This is a genomic window from Syntrophus buswellii (assembly GCF_046097065.1).
GTDB lineage: Bacteria > Desulfobacterota > Syntrophia > Syntrophales > Syntrophaceae > Syntrophus > Syntrophus buswellii.
Genome location: NZ_CP175563.1, coordinates 2,879,541 through 2,897,413, shown reverse-complemented (window position 1 = coordinate 2,897,413; position 17,873 = coordinate 2,879,541). Strand labels below are relative to the sequence as shown.

The following is a 17,873-nucleotide window of genomic DNA, read 5'->3' as shown; positions in this document are numbered from 1 at the left end:
CGTCTTATGAAGACGGGCGGCGACGGTCTTTTCGAGCGCCCGGCTTATTGTCTTCCCCTCAGCCCAGCTCCGGCGGGAGTTCGTTGTTCTCGCGCATCATGGTCAGCGACCGCATGGCGGCCTCGTAGCCGAGATGGCGGTAGCTCTCGAACTGCGACTCGTCAAAGAACTGGTCCGCTGTGGACTCGTGGGGGAAACTGTTGTGTGTGCGCCGGTAATGCATGATGTCGGGCGGAAGATCCCCGGTGAGCGAGGACTTCAGGTAGATCAGGGTGCCCGTCAGCCCCTTTGCGCCCGGGTATTTGATTTCAGCGATCGCGTAATGCCGCTCGCTGATCCTGTCGCCGGCAGGCAGCGTGTCGTCGCCCTGCGGGCGGATCGCATCGACTTTTGATTTGAACTCGAATTCCACGCCGAAATCGGTATAGCATTTGCGGATCGCCTCGGCGAGATCGTCGAAGGCGTACTTCGGATCGCAGCCCGCATCGCTTGCCAGGATCACCCTGCAGCGCCGCCGCACCAGTTCATAGATGCCCAGGTTCTCGAAGTGTCCGCCGTCGCTGAGGTTCACGAAGGGGCGGTCCAGGTCGGCCGTGCCGGTCAGTTCGGCCAGCCAGTATCTCAGGCTCAGGCCCGGATCGCGCTTTCGCCATGACTTTTCGTGGACGGGGTCTCCACACCAGTGCCCGAGCCGGACATTGAACACGGTCATCAGGAACGCGACAGCGGGTGAGGTATGAAACCCCTGGTTCGGGTTTGCCGCAGCGCCCGAGATGGCCATGACCGAGCCGACCTGTACGGGACTTGCGGCATTGTCCTTCCCGTATTCCGCCGTCGGGCGGTAACCGCCTTTCACCTGGTGCGATGCCGGCTCATAGCCCGAGTACAGAGGAGTGAACGCGAAGGATGCGGCGCGCCGGTTCTGCCACGCGAGCTGCCGGCCGCGATTCAGGTTGATCGATGTCCCGAAGATGTGGAACGGCCGCTGCCCCGCCAGCTCGGCGAGAGCCAGATCGTCTTTGGGATCGAAGCCCGTCAGCAGGTGTGGACGTCGCCCCGTGTTCGTTGCGCCGAGGTAGCAGCGGGAAAGGCGGTTTCGATAAAAATGGTGCAGCGAGAACAGGTTGATGTTGACGCGCCATGACAGAAGGAGAGCTGCCATAAGCGCCGTTGCGGCGACGATCGGAAGCGTCCAGGGCGTCTTGAACCGGAGTTCCATTTGACCGTACTTTTCCTCTGCGATGTTGAGGAAGCGCTCCCATGGAGCCGGGCTGTCGATATCGCGGGCGGTGACGACGGGCGACCCCGCGGCGGATTCGGCTCGCAGATAGATTCCGGGTGCGTTGTGGCCGGGCATCCCGCCGGCCCTGGAAACATGGGATCCCTTGGAAGGGGTATCGCCGGGCCAGATCAGCGACTGGTGCAATCCCCAGGAAAGCAGGAACATCAAGCCCAGCAAGAACACAAAGGGGGCGATGACCGTCAGCTTGTCCATCCAGCCCTGTGACGCCCGATCCCCTGTCTGTTTGCTCTTTCCGGCAAAAATCCCGAATAATGTGGTGGCAATCCAGGTGATGCCTCCCATGCCGACGATCCAGTCGTTTGTCCATCCCAGTATCGCCGCTCCGTAAAATCCGATGGCGAAAAAGATTGCCCACGAGAGGGAACGCCCGATCAGGCGCCCACCGTATACGCTCCATAGCTCCCTGTCGTTTTCGTCGAATTTCCGGCCCATGATGCCGATGTAGACCGTCAGCATCAGGAGGAACGCGGCGATAACTGCCGGAGGCCCGAAGGCCACCGTCGCCCAGAGGCGGTGCGGTTCGGATACCGCCGCAATCGTGTTTACAATCCCCAGAATGACCGACCCTCCCGCTGCGCTGGCCAGGGTCATGGCTAGAATGAACGCCCCCAGCCACTTCAGATTTTCGCGGAGAACCGGAGTTCGGTTCTTTTCCCGGAGCCGGGCTGTGAAGTCACAGAGGAAGGAAATCACGACACCGATGAGCCAGAGGATGACATATTCGAAAAGAGTGGTCCTGAACAGGGATTTTCTGTCGATCTCGCTGTACTGGGCAAATTGCAGAAAGAAACAAACGGTAAGAAACGCGGCAAGGATGACGGGAATGTCATACAGGATGTTGAGCCAGAGGGAGCGCAGGTACCAGGGCCATGGGTGGCGTGGTTTTTCCGTTGCGGCCTGCGTTCGTTTATTCTTTGCGTCTGCTGCCCGGTAGAACAGTCCGAGCGTTGCGACCAGGATCGGAAAAAAGAGGACGGTGATGATGATCCCGTAATAAATGCGGCCGAAGCCGCTCCAGGCTACCAGAGATTCGGCCGCCAGGGCCGTGATCCGGGGAACGATGAGCAGCGCGGTCATCAGCGCAGCCAGGATACAGAGATTAAGGATCAGGTTGCGCAGATATGTGGCGACGGCAACGAGCGTGTCCCCAGTCATCCCCATGCGCGGGGTGAGGTAGTTGCTGAAGGCGCGCAGGAATCGGATCGACGGGGGTTCAAGGTTGTTCTCGTCTCGTTGGTTAATCACTTTTTCGGCCTCGGCGACGTTTCCTCCGGCGCAGCGCTTGATGAAAAGTGAGAGCCAGCCTCCGATGTAGCCGCCCCCCGAGATGGTCGAGAGATAATCGAAGCGCTTCAGCAGGCCCATGGCGGCCAGCGCCTGCGTAACGCCGAGGTTGAACGTCGCGCTGCGGATGCCGCCCCCGGAAAAGGCAAGCCCAAGCGCTTTTCCCTCCGGAGGGCAGCCGGCCCTTGTTTCGGCGGCTTGAACCTCGTCAAAGTGCAGCAGCTTGTTCCTGTCGTCATCACCTTCTCTTGTTGTGTTCATGCCCGTCCTTCTCAGTGTGTGTTCAGTGGAATAACCCTATGTTCTCCCCACCGGGATGATATAGACAGGCTCTTCCTGCTCGGCGAGGTTCAGAATCGCTTTGACCTCCATGTCATGAAAAGCCCCGATGACCACGGCTCCCAGGTTCAGAGACACGGCCTGAAGAGAGACATTCTGCGCCGCCCAGAGAAGCTGCGACAGCTCGGGCAGGGTAAGGGGCGCTCGGATAAAATCCCGGATGGATTGGTGTTTGCGCAGGGCCTCTTCCACAGATTTTTCCCCGGCCGACATCGGTTCGGGAAGCTGGATCGCTTCCGGTTCAGGATGGCCGCCGTGGCCGGGAAGTGCAGAAAGGGCCATATCCCATCCTCCGTTTTACCTTCTATCCAGTTCCTTCCGTATCGCCATCCCGATTTTTTCCAGGTTGTAGGGCTTTCTCACATATTTGCCTGCGCCGAGTTCCTGAGCTTTTCCAACCCGTTCGTCTTCTGAAAAGCCGCTGACGATAATGGCCTTCTGATGGGGCTCGATTGCCCGCACCCTCGTGAACGTTTCCAGCCCGTCAATCCCCGGCTCCATGAGCATGTCCAGCAGCAGCAGATCGACCTTGTGTGTCTTCAGATATTCAAGCGCCGCTTCACCGCTGGAAACGCTGCAGACCTTATAATTCAGCCTGCTCAGCAGATTGACGGCGAGTTCCCGCTGAAACGCCATGTCGTCGACAACGAGGATCGACTCTCCGCATCCCATGTACCGGGCGATATCCGATTTCTCCTGCCTGCGAATCAATTCCTCGGGGGTGACGGGAAAATAAAGCGTGAACGTGCTTCCGACGCCTTCCTCGCTTTTCGCGTCAATGAATCCATGATGATCCTTGACGGTTCCCCAGACGACGGCCAGCCCCAGGCCTGTGCCGCTGCGCCCCATCATCTTCTTCGTGTAGAAAGGCTCGAAGATTTTCCCCAGATCCCTTTCCGGAATGCCCTCCCCGGTGTCTGAAACGGACAAAACGACGTAGTCGCCTTCCTGCATGTCCTCATACCCGTTGACGGCGAAATCGAGATAGCGGTTCTCCGTCCTGATCGTGATGATGCCCTCGCCGGATATGGCTTCCGCGGCGTTGGAAACAAGATTCATGACGGTCTTGATCAGGTGGATGGGGGACCCCTTGATGCGGAACAGATCCTCTTCAAGCTCCGTCCTGACCAGGATGTTCCGATGATAGGACTTCAGCTTCTCGTGTTCGGGCGAATCCAGGTAATCGACGATGACCTTGTTCAGATTGATCACTTCCGAAACGGACACCCCTCTCCTGGCCATGGTCAGAAGGTCCTGGATGATGGCGGCCCCCCGTTCGCTGGATTGCAGAATGTTCCGTGCGTATCTTTGTTGAAGGCTGTTTTCGGGCAGCGTTTCCATCAACAGTTCCGAATATCCGACCAGCACGCCCAGGAAATTGTTCATGTCATGGGCCACGCCGCCGGCAAGCGTACCCAGTGCCTCCATCTTCTCCGCGCGGTTTAAACGGTCCTCTATCCTTTTCTGCTCCGTTATGTCGCGGACGCATTCGATGGCGGCGACGGTTTCTCCCCTGGAGTCGTGCAGCGCAACGGCCTTCGCGGAGCAGTAGCGCTCACCAGCGGCCAGACTGGAGGCAAAACCTTCTCCCTGGATGATGCCGCCTTCTGTAAGGAGGTTTGTGTAAACCCTTTCGAATTTCTCATTGCTGCGGTGGCCAAGGACAAGATCGATCAGAATCGGCCTTCTGCAGCCGTGGAAAGGAATGGCATATTCGTAGTTGCCCCTGCCGAGCATATCTTCCGCCTTGACGCCGGTAAGGGCTTCCATGGCCCGGTTCCAGGCGGTGACCCGACCGTCCTTGTCGACAACCAGGGTCGCGTCGGGGAAAAATTCTATAATTTCTGAAAGTCTCCTCTGCGACTCCTTGAGCGTTTCATCCGCCCGCTTGCGGTCCGTGATATCCAGAAGGGACGCAATACTTTGTTTTGTGTTGGGGATCATATCGACCGTGAGGTGAATTTCTCTTGCCTGGCCGTCTTTGTTGACAAGGCGAAATTCGTAGTTTTTCCGGGCGAAATCCGGTTGAACCCTGCGCAGCCTGTGTTGTGTCATCAGCATGTCCAGATCTTCTTTCGCCGCGAATTCCGTCCAGGATTTTACCCCTTCGATTTCCGCCTTTGTATAACCGGTCAAGTTTTCAAATTCCGTATTGGCGAGACTGATGGTGGTGTCTTCTTCCACCACAATCATGGCTGTCCCCGTATTTTCAAAAATCGTCCGGTACCAGGCTTCGGATGTATTGAGTTCCTCATCCGTGCGTTCCCGGCTGGTGACATCCCGGAATGTCCAGATTCTTCCATAACAGGTTCCGTCCCTCCCCAGGACGGGAGACGTGTACTGGTCCAGGATCGCGCCGTCGATCAATTCGATTTCGTTTCTGCTGGTGTCCTTCGGGTGTCTGTGAAGATGGTCCGCCAGATGGGAAAATTCCCCGGGATCCCTGGTCCGGCCTGCCAGATGGTGAAGAAGAAGTGCTTTATCGTGGCCTTCCCGGATGTGCCGCGGAACTTGCCAGAGTTCCTGGAGATGGTGATTCATCCGGAGGATCTTGCCCTGTTCATCCACCACCAGGATTCCCTTGGCCGCGGCTTCCTTCTGAGCTTCGAGAAATGCCGTTTTCCAGGCAAGTTCTTTCTCTGCCTTGCGATAATCCGCGATTTCAGACGTCAGGCGTTCCCGTTCCTCGAGGAGCGCCTGGTTGGCGAATATTAAATTTGTAATGATTCCAGAGATATTTTCTAAAAGGGAGGCGGCGTTGTCGAGTTTTTCTCTGCTTGCGGCGGGCGATTCCGTCAGCGTCTGTAAAGAGGCCTGTTCGTCGAATCCGAAAGACCGGGCACGCATTCTGAGTTGACTCAAGCCGGGTTCCTGCGGAAAGGGTTGATCCGTCGCCGGGCTTGTGATGTTTTTCCTGCTGGTGATCATCGGAACCACACGATCCGCGAGGCTGTTATCCGTCTGTGCGATAACCCTCCCGCACTGGTTTTCCCTGTGGTTCGAGAGCTTTTGTCTGCTTGTTTCACAGGCGGATTCCGCTGTCGTGCAGACCCTCCGGAGCTTTGTGCCGATACCCCGCCAGTCCGCGGCAATCAGGATGTCCAAGCCGGGGTGATCCAGAAAATTGATGGTAAACCCGGTGGCCTCGGTAAAGAGTTCGAAGATTTTCTGCAGCTGTTCCAGATCCACAATGTCGCCAATGCCGTATTTCCCTTCAATCACGTTGATTCGTTCCGGATCACTCGCTTCCATCGTCACCTCGCATTGTCAGTTGCTACTCTGTTCATTGCGCGGCATGTTATCGATGCCCCTCCATCTGTAAATCCTGAATCGTTTAACTCTGACTTTCGCTCCTTGGTTGTCCGGCTGGTTCTATTTCTGGCTGTTATGTAGCTTTTCCGCAACTGCAACATAAGGCAAGGTTTTCTTGTATGTCAATAAAAAATTGAACATGCTATTAAAAATAATACAAAAATGATCCGAAACGGGTGATCCTGGTATGGTTTTCCTGATAATCCGCAGCATCCCCCAGCGAACAAATCTTGCAGGAAGGAGAAACAGTTCCTGATCTCATGAAAAAAGCGAAGGATTTTTAATCCTCTCTGTCTACCCTGTTGTATACTCAGTGGCATATAGACCTTGATTAAAGAATTCTTCCCCTGTATCTTTTCCTCGTTCTGTTCTTTTTCCTGTGTATGGTCGTGGTGGTTGACAGCATGGAATCCCGATTGAAGAAGTCTCATAGGCTGATCCGGCTCGTCTCGGACATCAAAAGCGCACCCTATCTGACCGTGGAGCAGCTTCTCGTCTCTCACGGGATCAGCCGGGCTCAGTTCTATAAAGACAAGTCGGCCCTCAGGGAACTGGGGTTTGAATTTTTCTGGGATCGCCACCGCCGCCGTTTCAGCATTACCCGCGACGCCTATTTCCCCATCGAAAATCTCAGCCTGAGCGAACGCCTCTCCCTGCTGATGGCCGTCAGGCAACTGTCCGCTGCGGGAGACTACGCCCTCAGCTTCGAAGCCCTCAACGCCGCCCGCAAGTTGATTGCCGATCTGCCTGAGCCCATGCGGGAAACCGCCGTTTCCCTCTTTGACGACCTGGTTCTCCGCGAGGGATTCGGCTGCAGGAAGGAGATTCTCGAAAAGCTCAACACGGCCGTTTCCGAGAACCGCCGCGTTGTTCTTTCCTACCGGAAACCTTCGGCAAAACAGCCCAAGCGTGAAGAGCTTGATCCCTATCATCTTTTCTTCCAGGACCGGTCCCTCTACGTGGAGGGCTACGCCTGCCGTCAGAAGGACATCCGGATGTTCCGGCTCAACCGGATTCAGGACATCGCCTTCACCCCTATCAAGTTTACCATCCAGGAAGATTACAGCTTCGGCCAGCGTTACCGGAACGCCTTTTCCGTCTTTGCGGGAAAAACCACTGAGAAGGTCGTCGTGCTGTTTGCGGCACGCATCCGGACTTATATCGAGGAAACCCTCTGGCATCACAGCCAGATCACCACCAGAAACGATGACGGATCGCTTCGCTTCGAAGTGCATGTCGCCGAACCCCGCGAGGTGATGTGGTGGGCCTTCCGCTGGGGTGCTGGTGCGGAAATCATGGAACCGGACTGGTTGCGGGAAGAGGCGAAGGGGGAGGTGGGGAAGATGAATGTAGTTTATGGGATAATGTGGTGAGTACAGTAGTAACTTCATAAAAACTATCGAAAGAAATAAAAAATGGAAAACATTGCACATGCTGGACAAACATTAGAAGAGCATCTTTGGGGAGTTGCTGAATTAGCTAAAACTCATGCCGAAAAAATCTGCATGGGGAATTACGGGGAACTACTTGGACTTCTGCATGATTTTGGGAAATACAGCAGTGCGTTTCAAAAGTACATTAAAGATGCGATCAGGAAGGATGACCCAAGGTTTAATCCGGATGAAGACGAAGATTTCGAAGATCCGAAAGGAAAGAAAGGCAAGATTGACCATTCTACAGCTGGAGCCCAGTTCCTTGTTCGCAACAATAGTTCCTCTAGTGCACATAAGCTTCTTGGACAATTTCTCTCTCTTTGCCTGGTTTCTCATCACTCGGGGATAATCAATTGTTTAACGACCGACAATAGCGGAACTTGGGATTACTATTCGAAACGGCTGTCAAAGGATGACAATAAAACGTATTTTGAGGAATGTGCCGGAAATGCCGATAAACAATTACTCAAAAGGGTGAATGATATTCTTACAGGCACGTCATTTACGAAACCTTTTGAAAACATGTGCCGTGAAATCTTACGTTCCTCCCCAGAAAAGAATCCCTTTTCAACAGTTGCCCAATTCCAATTCGGCCTGCTAGTGAGGTTTCTCTTTAGTGCTCTTATTGATGCCGATCGACAGGATACGGCAGATTCAGAAAAACCGAAAAACGTCCAGCATCGTCAGCAGGGAATTTATCGCACGTGGGATATTCTGATTGAGCGACTTGAAAATAAATACAGGACTTTTGAGACAAAAAACCATGTGGATAAAATTCGCAAAGACGTAGCGGAACATTGTCTTCGTGCAGCGAAGCGTCCGGGGGGATTGTTTACTTTGACCGTGCCGACCGGCGGAGGGAAGACCCTCGCGAGCCTTCGTTTCTCGTTACACCATGCAAAAGAGCATAGCATGGATAGAATTATCTACGTTATCCCATTCACGACAATTATCGATCAAAATGCTCAGGATGTGCGGGAAATATTTGAACCGAAAGAGTATCCCGAAGACGCCGGTAAAATCATTCTCGAACACCATTCGAACATCGGAGCGGATGTGCAGAGCTGGAAAGAAAAACTTTTAACTGAGAATTGGGATGCGCCAGTTGTTTTCACTACGATGGTTCAATTCCTCGAAACTGTGTTCGGGGCCGGTACCCGTGGGGCAAGGCGCATGCACCAACTCGCGAAAGCCGTCATTATATTCGACGAAATTCAAACGCTGCCAATAAAATGCGTCCATATGTTCAACAACGCCATAAATTTTTTGGTCAATCAATGCGGAAGCACCGTTGTCCTCTGTACCGCTACCCAGCCGCTTCTGGGATCGGTTGATGAGAAGAAAGGGGCCCTCAAGCTGACGGAAGAGAATGAACTTATGCCGGATGTTGACAAACTCTGTGCTGATTTGAAGCGGGTTCATGTTCATGACTGTCGCAAATCCGTTGGCTGGAGTTATCCGGAGATAGCCGCGCTTGCCATTGAGCAGCTCAAGAAAGACGGCAGTTGTCTCGTCGTGGTCAATACGAAGAAGGCCGCCCGGCTCATTTTTGAGGAGGTGCAAAGTGCTGACTTTGAAACATTCCATCTAAGCACGGGAATGTGTCCTGCACATAGAAAGAGGACTTTAAAAGCAATACACCAGAAACTTGCGGATAAAGAGCCGGTTCTCTGCATCAGTACACAGCTGATTGAAGCAGGCGTCAATATAGATTTCCGGTCGGTTATCAGAATGCTTGCCGGACTTGATTCCATAACCCAAGCGGCGGGCCGGTGCAATCGCCATGGCAGTCCGGAACTTGGGAATGTGTTTATAGTGAATCCCGCTGAGGAGAAACTTGAGTTACTGAAGGACATAGCGGTCGGTAAAGAAAAGTCAAATCGTGTTCTGGACGATTACAGAGATGAACCATCAAAATATGACAGCGACGTTATCGGACCCAAAATGCTTGAGTGGTACTATCAGAATTACTTTTACGATCGAAAAGATGCCATGGATTATCCTGTCGATGTAAGTCGCAACGACACTCTTTTAAATCTGCTTTCTTCCAATAGCAGTGCCGTAAGCGAATACGGACGAGTTCAAAAAATTTTACCGGAAATATTTCTTCGCCAACCCTTTATGACAGCGGCAAAACTGTTTAAATCAATCGATGCCCCGACACGAAGCGTTCTTGTCTGCTATGGCGACGAGGGAAAAGAATTGGTCAATCAGCTTTGTGCCACCTTTGAAGTGGATAAGCAATATGGACTCATTAAAAAAGCACAGCAATATTCTGTAAACCTGTTTCCATACGAATTTGAAAAACTGGCAAAACAGAATGCCCTGCATCAGGTCCAGGAAGACACGGAGATATTCTACCTTGATGACAGGTATTACAGTGAAACATTTGGAATTTCCATGGAGCCAATCAATAAGGAGGTTTTTCTGAATGCATGAAACGGCAAAAAACAGCATTGAATTCAAACTATGGGGGCGGTTTGCACTTTTTACCGATCCCCTTACCAAAATCGGTGGCGAGAAATGTTCTTACCATCTACCAACCTATGAGGCGCTGAAAGGTGTGTGTAAATCGATTTATTGGAAACCTACGATTATATGGGTGATTGATTCAGTACGGGTGATGAAGCGGATTCGCACACAGACCAAGGGAACGAAGCCGCTTGAGTATGGCGGTGGGAACACTCTTGCGATTTATACATTTCTCTCCGATGTTGAGTATCAGGTCCGAGCCCACTTTGAATGGAACAATCACCATAAAGCATTGGGGAAAGACCGCATTGATGGAAAGCACTTTGCCATTGCCAAACGGATGCTTGAGCTAGGCGGGCGGCAAGATATCTTCCTTGGCACCCGCGACTGCCAGGGATATGTGGAACCATGCATCTTCGGTGAAGGTGGAGGGGCTTATGATGGGGACGATGAAATTGGTTACGGGCTGATGTTTCATGGGTTTGATTATCCTGATGAAACAGGTACAAACGACTTATACGCTCGTTTCTGGTATCCAAAGCTGAAGAAAGGATTGCTGACTTTTGAAAGACCGGAAGATTGTAAGCTGGAGCTTAAGAAATTTGTGCGAGAAATGGTCCCAAAGACCTTTGGAACTGGGAATCTTAAATCAGTGGATCTTGAAGCCCAGGAACTGGGGGTGATGGAATGAGTTGGATGCAAAAGCTTTATGAAACGTATGAAGTTTGTACTGGTAATGAAAGTATTCCAGGCGTGGATGAGTTGTGTCCTGTCGGATATTCCGTCCAAAATGCCCATATCGAGGTTGTTATTGATCAAAACGGTAATTTCAGAAGAGCATCGCTGATTGATAACAGGGAAGCAAAGACGCTGATTCCTGTAACTGAAAAGTCATTGACGGGAAGAACTAGTGGGATTGCTCCTCACTCTCTTTGCGATTCACTTCAGTATTGTGCTGGAGATTATTCTCGATATGCCGGGGATCGTGAGAGTTATTTTGACTTGTGTAGATTTACCGATAGAGAATTCACTGAGCATAATTTCAATCCAATAACGCTTATTAATCTTATTCTGAAGGAGATACAAGAAACCGAAAAAAAATCATTATCAAAGCAGAAATGTATCCGTTGGCTTAACCTTCTGCTCGTCCTTGCAAATACTGAACGATTTCCTGAGATCCAAACACGTATTCACTACAATCGGGGTGTATTGGAACAAAAGTACCCGGACGAATGTCCTTCAAACAGCTCTTCTTACTTACTTCAATTAGAACGGTGGAATAGATCAAGCTTTTCGCATAATAAAGTCAAAGCAATCTACACTTATGTTTCAAAGAAAGCTTTGGTCGAGGATTTGATTAAACATAATTTACTCGCTGTTAAGGATGGAAAGCTGGCTATTGTTGAAAAAACGGATAAAAAAGAAAAGGTTAAGGTCTTTGCATCAAAAAATGATAAAAATCCACTGTTTATGTATTCAAAGGATCTACATCCTATTTTTAAGCTCCTTACAGCAGATGACAAGGGCATAAAAAGTCAGGGCAAGGTTTTTGTCCGTTGGAAAGTGGAATCCAATGACACACTCTGTGCTGAAACCTGGAAAGATCCGACACTTTTTGAAAAGTGGGCAGAATACTCGGGGTCACTCGGTACTGTGAAGGGTTTCTGTTACATCACTGGAGAGAATGAAACAGATATAGCTCAGAAACATCCCTCAAAGCTGCGTAGCGGAAGGGATGGGGCTAAGCTAATTTCATCTAATGATCTAAGCGGTTTTACTTTTCTTGGCCGGTTTAAATCCGTTAATGAGGCAGCTTCCGTTTCTTGCGTGGTAACACAAAAGGCACATAGTGCCCTGCGTTGGCTTATTGGTCGTAAGCAGGCGTTCCGCAGCGGTGACCAAGTTTTTGTTTCATGGGCCACAACAGGAAAACCGATTCCCGATCCATGCGCCAACTCCTGGGATTTCCTTGGTAATGAATTCCAAATAAACAATACTCCGACTCCACAGATTGGAGATGTCGGGCAATCGTTCGCGCATCGTTTCAATACAAAACTCGCCGGATACAAAGCCAACATTTCCGACACAGAAGACATTGTTGTAATGGGATTGGATTCCGCTACACCGGGACGCATGGCAATCACCTTTTATCGTGAATTAACCGGTTCTGAATTCCTTGAACGCGTAGAAAAATGGCATTCAAATTTGTCATGGTACCAGAATTACGGCAAGGTCAAGAACGACAAGAAGAGCGCAATTATTTTTGAGGGAGCTCCATCACCAAGGGATATCGCAAAGTGTGCATATGGCAGTAAGGTGGAAGGGAAAAACGGCATCAAACTTCTCAATGCCACCGTGGAGCGTTTACTGCCGTCGATAGTTGATGGCAGACCGGTTCCTCGTGATCTTGTTGAGCAGTGTGTCCGTCGTGTTTCGAATCGGGTCGGTCTCGAACCATGGGAGTTCGAAAAATGTCTTGGCATTACATGTTCATTATTCAAAGGGTTTTATAATGGAAGGGGGTACAGCATGGCTCTTGAAGAAGAAAGAACTTCTCGGGATTATCTTTATGGTCGATTGCTAGCGTTGGCAGATCAAATTGAGTTTAAGGCTCTGCAACTCGCTAACGAAAAAAGGGGTACTACAGCGTCTCGGCTCATGCAGCGTTTTTCTGACAGACCGTTTTCAACATGGAAAAATATTGCGGAAGCTCTAAAGCCGTACAAGGACAGGATACGTGCAAAGTATCCCGGCTTGCTCGATGGCTATGAAGAGCTATTGGATTTAATTCATTCAAAAATATTAGCTGCCAATTATATTACAGACACAAGACTCACAGGTGAATACTTGCTTGGATATCATTGTCAAAGACAATGGTTCCGTGAACACAAACGGGAAAAAGGTCAATGGGTGTTAAAATCAGCTAATGATGTGGCAAATCAGGAAACAGATTTAGAAGAATGAAGAATTATAAAAGGAGAAATACTTATGGCTACCTTGAGCAAGAAAATCGATTTCGCAATCATAATGAGTGTAAAGAATGCCAATCCTAATGGAGATCCGTTAAATGGAAACCGTCCCCGTACTGATTATGAAGGACTTGGCGAAATCACGGATGTATGTATCAAACGAAAAATCCGTGATCGCTTGGTGGAGCGGTATGTCGCACTGAAAAATGAAGAAGAAAAGAAGGGGCAAGCTATCTTTGTGCAATCCGATGATCGAAAAATAGACGGAGAGACCAGTCTTCGAAATCGTGCAGAATCAGAAAAAAATGGCTTGGGTAAGAAGGCTTTTGGAACTAATGCGAAAAAAGATGAGACCGCAAAATTAGCCTGTGAGAAGTGGTTTGATGTCCGTACATTTGGACAAGTATTCGCTTTTGGCAAAGGAAATGATGCTGATGGCGTGTCTATTCCTGTCCGTGGACCCGTTACAATTCAGTCTGCATTCAGCAGAGAGCTTGTAGGGATTTCAAGTACTCAAATCACAAAAAGCGTCAGTGGTGAAGGTGATGGTACGAAAAGAAGTTCCGACACCATGGGCATGAAGCATCGCGTTGACCAAGGGATTTATGTCACTTATGGCAGTATGAATCCTCAACTTGCTGAACGCACTGGATTTTCAGATGAAGATGCCGCCGTTATTAAATCGATTCTTCCGAAGATTTTCGAAAATGATGCCTCCTCCGCACGTCCGGAAGGCTCGATGGAAGTGGTTAAAGTGCTTTGGTGGCACCACAACAGTAAATCCGGAGACTACTCTTCCGCAAAGGTTCACAGATCTCTGAAGGTCAATCCTGATGGATCTTACATTATTGAATCCCTTAATGGTTTGGTTCCTGAAGAGATTGCAGGATTTTAATTTGGCGGGGAACTGTAAAGACCGCTCTATCACTTGATGTCATCAATTGAGTCCCGAATCAGGTAATGTGATGCCATGTTCGACGATGATGACTTGATCATGATTTCCGCTCTCCAGCATTATTGCTTCTGCCCTCGGCAGTGTGCCCTGATCCATGTTGAGCAGGTCTGGTCGGAAAACCGGCTGACTGCTGAAGGCCGATTGATGCATGAGCGGGCGCATGAAGAAGGTGGGGAATCGCGCGGGGATGTGCGTATTGCGCGGGCTGTGATGCTGCGGTCCTTTCGTCTAGGGTTGATCGGCATGGCTGATGTCGTGGAATTTCACCGGTTGAAGGATGGCCGCTGGCAGCCCTTTCCTGTGGAGTACAAGCATGGAAAACCCAAAGCGGACGACTGCGATAAGGTGCAACTCTGTGCCCAGGCTATCTGCCTGGAAGAGATGATGAATGTCAAAATACCGGGCGGCGCGTTGTTCTATGGAAAAACGCGCCGCCGCCTTGATGTCGCCTTTGATGAAAACCTCCGTCTGGAAACGGAATCCATAGTACAGCAGACGCACGAGCTGATTTCTTCCGGTAGGACGCCGCCGCCGGTCTATGAAAAACGCTGTGAAAGCTGTTCACTATTGGAGGGATGTTTACCGAAAAAGATGCAGAAGAAACGATCGGTCAAGGCTTATCTATCCAGGATGCTGAGTGATCCATGAAGAAACATCTCAACACGCTTTTTGTGACGACTCAGGGCGCTTATCTCTCCAAAGAGGGAGAAACGGTTGTTGTAAAGGTAGAAAAGGAAGTCCGCCTCCGCGTTCCGGTTCATACGCTCGGCGGAATTGTCTGCTTCGGCAATGTCGGTTGCAGCCCTTATCTGATGGGTTTTTGCGCGGAAAAAAGCGTCTGCATCAGTTTTCTGTCGGAGCATGGCCGTTTTCTGGCCAGGGTCCAGGGGCCTGTCTCCGGCAATGTCCTGCTGCGTCGGGAACAATATCGACGTGCTGACGATCCGAAATTTTCCGCGGATATGGCGCGGCACATCCTTACGGGGAAGATCGCCAATTGCCGCACCGTGCTGCAGCGGGCATTGAGAGACCATGAGGAAAAGATCGATGCCGAGAACCTGCGGCAGACGGTGTCTCATCTCGGACGATGTTTGACGGCGTTGGGAAGGGGAAATTCGCTGGATAACCTGAGAGGGATCGAGGGCGATGCCGCCCATCGATATTTCAGCGTCTTCAGCGAGTTGATCCTGATGCAGAAGGATGCTTTTCCCTTTGATGAACGGAATCGCCGTCCGCCTCTGGATCCGGTGAACTGTCTTCTTTCATTCGCTTATACCCTGCTGGTTCACGACATCCGCTCGGCCCTTGAATCTGTCGGTCTTGATCCCTCCGTGGGTTATCTTCATCGGGATCGTCCCGGCAGGCCGGGGCTTGCCCTGGACCTGATGGAGGAATTCCGTCCTTTCATTGTGGACCGGCTGGTGCTTTCTCTTATCAATCTCCGGAAAGTCCAGGAAAAGGGTTTCAAAAAATCCGAGTCGGGGGCTGTCCTGATGGATGATGAGACTCGCCGCACTCTTCTTGTGTCCTATCAGGAACGGAAACAGGAAGAAATGCTGCACCCCTTTTTGGGCGAAAAGATAACCGTCGGGTTATTATTCCATATACAAGCAATGCTTCTTGCAAGATTTTTACGTGGTGATTTGGACGGCTATCCCCCGTTCATATACAAATGATCATCATGATATCCAACTGCATGAGTTTTTGTGAAAGGGGGAAAAGAGATGATGGTTGTTGTCAGTTATGATGTGGCCAATCTGGAGGGAGGGGGTGCAAAGCGATTGCGGCATGTTGCAAAGACCTGTCAGAATTATGGTCAACGGGTTCAATATTCGGTATTCGAGTGCATCGTTGATCCGGCGCAATGGACGTTGCTCCGTAAGAAGCTGATGGATGCGATTAATCCTGAAGAAGACAGTCTGAGATTTTATTTCATGGGATCGAACTGGCGGCGACGTGTTGAACATATCGGTGCTAAGAAAACAATCGACCAGGAGGGCCCCCTGGTAATTTGAACTTCCGCGAACCTCAAGCGGACAAGTTTTTCCGGGCATGTTCGCGGAAGATTCAAGTTGTTAATATTGTTAAGAACTATGGATCTGGATAGAAAAAACATACGATTGATGCCTCATTTGTTTATCTGTTCGCGAAAGATAGGTAGAATACCTCTTTAAAATCTTAGGTTAGATTTAGGACGTCGCCCCCCGCGCGGGGGCGTGGATTGAAACGGTCTGTGATCCACAAGCCGGGGTTGAGAGCTACGTCGCCCCCCGCGCGGGGGCGTGGATTGAAACGCCGAACGGCTGATGAAGAAGGGCTCCGTCGTAGGTCGCCCCCCGCGCGGGGGCGTGGATTGAAACGTCTTTGTATGGTGCAGTATGGTGCCAGTTTTTGTCGCCCCCCGCGCGGGGGCGTGGATTGAAACAACGGGGGTCGATGTTTCTGCGACGCTGCTTACGTCGCCCCCCGCGCGGGGGCGTGGATTGAAACACATGGCGATAATCACGACCAGCCCGAGCGAGCTGTCGCCCCCCGCGCGGGGGCGTGGATTGAAACTTTTGCCCTACGGAATGAGCTGGCCCTCCGGGACGTCGCCCCCCGCGCGGGGGCGTGGATTGAAACCACGCCGCACGGCCTCTGTTATTGTTGCCGGTCCAAAGTCGCCCCCCGCGCGGGGGCGTGGATTGAAACTAATAAGGAGGAATAGAAAATGGAAAAGAAAACGTCGCCCCCCGCGCGGGGGCGTGGATTGAAACCGCGCGTAGAGGCGACTCGAGACAAAGAAGGTTTTGTCGCCCCCCGCGCGGGGGCGTGGATTGAAACTCAGGGCTTGTTCGACAATCTGATTACGTAGGCCAGCGTCGCCCCCCGCGCGGGGGCGTGGATTGAAACATCAGCACGGAAAACGCATCGGCATAGAGTTCCTGGTCGCCCCCCGCGCGGGGGCGTGGATTGAAACGTTAGCCTCCACTATGGCCCCATCAGCATAGGAGCCGTCGCCCCCCGCGCGGGGGCGTGGATTGAAACACATGTCCTGGTACAGGAAGCGTCCCTGTATTGGTCGCCCCCCGCGCGGGGGCGTGGATTGAAACTTCTGTAAATGCCTTGCACTATAGGGATGGATAGACGTCGCCCCCCGCGCGGGGGCGTGGATTGAAACCCCTGCAAACAGGCGGACCTGTTCCAAGCTCAACGTCGCCCCCCGCGCGGGGGCGTGGATTGAAACTCTCCTTATACCCCAATGCAAGTTTGTTCAAGACTGTCGCCCCCCGCGCGGGGGCGTGGATTGAAACAGAGGCCAAAGGAACTTCTGATGTGGAGGCTATGTCGCCCCCCGCGCGGGGGCGTGGATTGAAACTGGCTATGCAAGGGTTTATGTCAACGGGGTAGCACGTCGCCCCCCGCGCGGGGGCGTGGATTGAAACATCCCCTCTCCTGATACTTCCCGCGGTGACGTTTCTGTCGCCCCCCGCGCGGGGGCGTGGATTGAAACAAGGTGAACCCCGCAGTCTCATCCTCTCCCGCTGTCGCCCCCCGCGCGGGGGCGTGGATTGAAACACCGATGACGGCGTGACGCAGTCGGTTGTCGCAAGTCGCCCCCCGCGCGGGGGCGTGGATTGAAACGGTTCCAGTCGGGGGGGTGTTGATCCTCTCGCCGTCGCCCCCCGCGCGGGGGCGTGGATTGAAACATGAGCAGGGATGATATTGAAAAAATCCGGAAACGGTCGCCCCCCGCGCGGGGGCGTGGATTGAAACGCAGGTGTCAGGATGAAGTTTGTCGAGAACTCCAGTCGCCCCCCGCGCGG

At 51.8% G+C, this 17,873-nt stretch carries 11 protein-coding genes and 1 CRISPR repeat array (1 of these 12 only partly in view); of the genes, 8 read left to right on the top strand and 3 right to left on the bottom strand.

The window, feature by feature from the left end:
• Positions 1-58: 58 nt before the first annotated feature.
• The 3 genes from ACJ77P_RS13045 to ACJ77P_RS13035 are packed head-to-tail and all read right to left on the bottom strand — an operon-like array spanning position 59 to position 6,178.
• Entirely contained in the window at positions 59-2,848 is a 2,790-nt protein-coding gene (locus tag ACJ77P_RS13045) for a hypothetical protein (protein ID WP_408998486.1), read from the bottom strand.
• 36 nt (positions 2,849-2,884) lie between these two features.
• A complete protein-coding gene (locus ACJ77P_RS13040; RefSeq protein ID WP_408998485.1) occupies positions 2,885-3,208 on the bottom strand; it encodes a nitroreductase family protein in 324 nt (107 codons plus the stop codon).
• Positions 3,209-3,223: 15 nt separating this feature from the next.
• Complete coding sequence (locus ACJ77P_RS13035) at positions 3,224-6,178, bottom strand: PAS domain S-box protein (RefSeq protein ID WP_408998484.1); 2,955 nt, start codon at positions 6,176-6,178, stop codon at positions 3,224-3,226.
• A gap of 464 nt (positions 6,179-6,642) precedes the next feature.
• Here ACJ77P_RS13035 and ACJ77P_RS13030 point away from each other — a divergent pair, with 464 nt between their 5' ends.
• The 8 genes from ACJ77P_RS13030 (at position 6,643) to cas2 (ending at position 16,082) form a co-directional block, all read left to right on the top strand.
• Positions 6,643-7,611 carry a helix-turn-helix transcriptional regulator gene (locus tag ACJ77P_RS13030; protein ID WP_408998483.1) on the top strand — a complete coding sequence of 323 codons (969 nt, stop codon included), beginning with the start codon at positions 6,643-6,645 and terminating at the stop codon, positions 7,609-7,611.
• A 42-nt stretch (positions 7,612-7,653) separates the two neighbouring features.
• On the top strand, positions 7,654-10,110 hold the full coding sequence (cas3, locus tag ACJ77P_RS13025; protein WP_408998482.1) for a CRISPR-associated helicase Cas3': 2,457 nt from the start codon (positions 7,654-7,656) through the stop codon (positions 10,108-10,110).
• Positions 10,103-10,834, top strand: a complete 732-nt coding sequence (gene cas5c / locus ACJ77P_RS13020) for a type I-C CRISPR-associated protein Cas5c (protein ID WP_408998481.1) — start codon at positions 10,103-10,105, stop codon at positions 10,832-10,834. Before cas3 ends, cas5c begins: the two co-directional genes overlap by 8 nt.
• A complete protein-coding gene (gene cas8c, locus ACJ77P_RS13015; RefSeq protein ID WP_367359376.1) occupies positions 10,831-13,107 on the top strand; it encodes a type I-C CRISPR-associated protein Cas8c/Csd1 in 2,277 nt (758 codons plus the stop codon). The genes cas5c and cas8c overlap by 4 nt, the downstream gene beginning before the upstream one ends.
• Before the next feature lie 24 nt (positions 13,108-13,131).
• Entirely contained in the window at positions 13,132-14,007 is an 876-nt protein-coding gene (gene cas7c / locus ACJ77P_RS13010; protein ID WP_367359375.1) for a type I-C CRISPR-associated protein Cas7/Csd2, read from the top strand.
• Between the two features lie 75 nt (positions 14,008-14,082).
• The gene (gene cas4, locus ACJ77P_RS13005) at positions 14,083-14,715 is read left to right on the top strand and encodes a CRISPR-associated protein Cas4 (RefSeq protein ID WP_367359374.1); all 633 of its coding nucleotides are present in this window, start codon (positions 14,083-14,085) and stop codon (positions 14,713-14,715) included.
• On the top strand, positions 14,712-15,743 hold the full coding sequence (gene cas1c / locus ACJ77P_RS13000) for a type I-C CRISPR-associated endonuclease Cas1c (RefSeq protein ID WP_408998480.1): 1,032 nt from the start codon (positions 14,712-14,714) through the stop codon (positions 15,741-15,743). Before cas4 ends, cas1c begins: the two co-directional genes overlap by 4 nt.
• 48 nt (positions 15,744-15,791) lie before the next feature.
• Positions 15,792-16,082, top strand: a complete 291-nt coding sequence (gene cas2, locus ACJ77P_RS12995; protein WP_408998479.1) for a CRISPR-associated endonuclease Cas2 — start codon at positions 15,792-15,794, stop codon at positions 16,080-16,082.
• Between the two features lie 181 nt (positions 16,083-16,263).
• Positions 16,264-17,873: a CRISPR direct-repeat array (repeat unit 32 nt; unit sequence GTCGCCCCCCGCGCGGGGGCGTGGATTGAAAC) (it continues 2,728 nt past the right edge of the window).

Bases quoted from the DNA above. Each gene is read 5' to 3' on its own strand.
- ACJ77P_RS13045 (WP_408998486.1), bottom strand. From the start codon at position 2,848: ATGAACACAACAAGAGAAGGTGATGACGACAGGAACAAGCTGCTGCAC.
- ACJ77P_RS13040 (WP_408998485.1), bottom strand. From the start codon at position 3,208: ATGGCCCTTTCTGCACTTCCCGGCCACGGCGGCCATCCTGAACCGGAA.
- ACJ77P_RS13035 (WP_408998484.1), bottom strand. From the start codon at position 6,178: ATGGAAGCGAGTGATCCGGAACGAATCAACGTGATTGAAGGGAAATAC.
- ACJ77P_RS13030 (WP_408998483.1), top strand. From the start codon at position 6,643: ATGGAATCCCGATTGAAGAAGTCTCATAGGCTGATCCGGCTCGTCTCG.
- cas3 (WP_408998482.1), top strand. From the start codon at position 7,654: ATGGAAAACATTGCACATGCTGGACAAACATTAGAAGAGCATCTTTGG.
- cas5c (WP_408998481.1), top strand. From the start codon at position 10,103: ATGCATGAAACGGCAAAAAACAGCATTGAATTCAAACTATGGGGGCGG.
- cas8c (WP_367359376.1), top strand. From the start codon at position 10,831: ATGAGTTGGATGCAAAAGCTTTATGAAACGTATGAAGTTTGTACTGGT.
- cas7c (WP_367359375.1), top strand. From the start codon at position 13,132: ATGGCTACCTTGAGCAAGAAAATCGATTTCGCAATCATAATGAGTGTA.
- cas4 (WP_367359374.1), top strand. From the start codon at position 14,083: ATGTTCGACGATGATGACTTGATCATGATTTCCGCTCTCCAGCATTAT.
- cas1c (WP_408998480.1), top strand. From the start codon at position 14,712: ATGAAGAAACATCTCAACACGCTTTTTGTGACGACTCAGGGCGCTTAT.
- cas2 (WP_408998479.1), top strand. From the start codon at position 15,792: ATGATGGTTGTTGTCAGTTATGATGTGGCCAATCTGGAGGGAGGGGGT.